Source organism: Massilia aurea (genome assembly GCF_024753205.1).
Lineage (GTDB): Bacteria > Pseudomonadota > Gammaproteobacteria > Burkholderiales > Burkholderiaceae_D > Telluria > Telluria aurea.
In genome coordinates, this window is record NZ_JANUGZ010000031.1 from 1 (window position 1) to 850 (window position 850).

The 850-nt window shown below is 52.6% G+C and carries 2 protein-coding genes; both read right to left on the reverse strand.

Annotated features, from left to right (window positions below; translation table 11 throughout):
- The coding region (locus NX775_RS23900; protein ID WP_258838251.1) for a condensation domain-containing protein at nt 1–654 on the reverse strand (654 nt) is incomplete at its 3' end.
- Nucleotides 651–850: hypothetical protein (locus NX775_RS23905; RefSeq protein ID WP_258838252.1), on the reverse strand; the 200-nt coding region annotated here is incomplete at its 5' end. The genes NX775_RS23905 and NX775_RS23900, both read right to left, overlap by 4 nt.

Sequence of the window (850 nt, forward strand, 5' to 3'; positions counted from 1 at the left end):
CAGGACCATGTACCATGCTGGGGAGTCCTGGTCGGCAGCAATAAACGGCACCAGCAACGGTGCGCGGGAAAGATCCAGGCGCAGATGGTCGGTCATGTCCATTAGTTGTGCATGCGTGTCTACAGCCGTATCGAACGCTATCTCACGTACTTTGATCGGGGCTTGCCGGTGGACGACCTGCACGGCGCGCTCCAGGCCTTCCCAATGAACGGAACTGCGCAAGATGTCGTGGCGATCAACAACATGTTGCAAAGCAGAAAGGAAGCGATCGACGTGAGTACGGGTGTCGAAACGCAGTGCCGTGCGCAACAGGTAGGTATCGGTTTCGTTGTCGAGTAGGTGATGAAACAGGATGCCTTCTTGCAGCGGTCCGAGCGGATAGATATCTTGCACCCCAGCAGCGCCGTCGGGCACCTTGGCCACGATCGCATCGATTTCATATTGCTTTAATTTTACTAAGTTCAGCATTTCTGGAACGATTCTGGGTGCCGACGGGACAAGAATAGCGGTCAGCTCTTTCTTGTTACTCTTCAACACAGCTAGCAGTGCGGCGTCGATGACACCTGGAGCCGCCTTGATAACAAGCTCCCCGTTATCAACCTCGACAGCAATATTTTTTTGTCGAAGATGCTGCATCAGCTCATGAATATTCATAGACGGAATTCCTCAGGATTTTCTAAATGGAGCGGCTGGCCTAATTCTTCAGGAATAAGGTTTGGCGGTACGTAGCAGACGTTTGTTTCGTGTGTTCGAAGCTCTACGACATCGGCAAGGGCAGCTACAGTCGACGCACTGAAAACGGCCTTAACATCCGCTATTAAACCCTGTTCGCGCAGTCGCTCGCTAATGC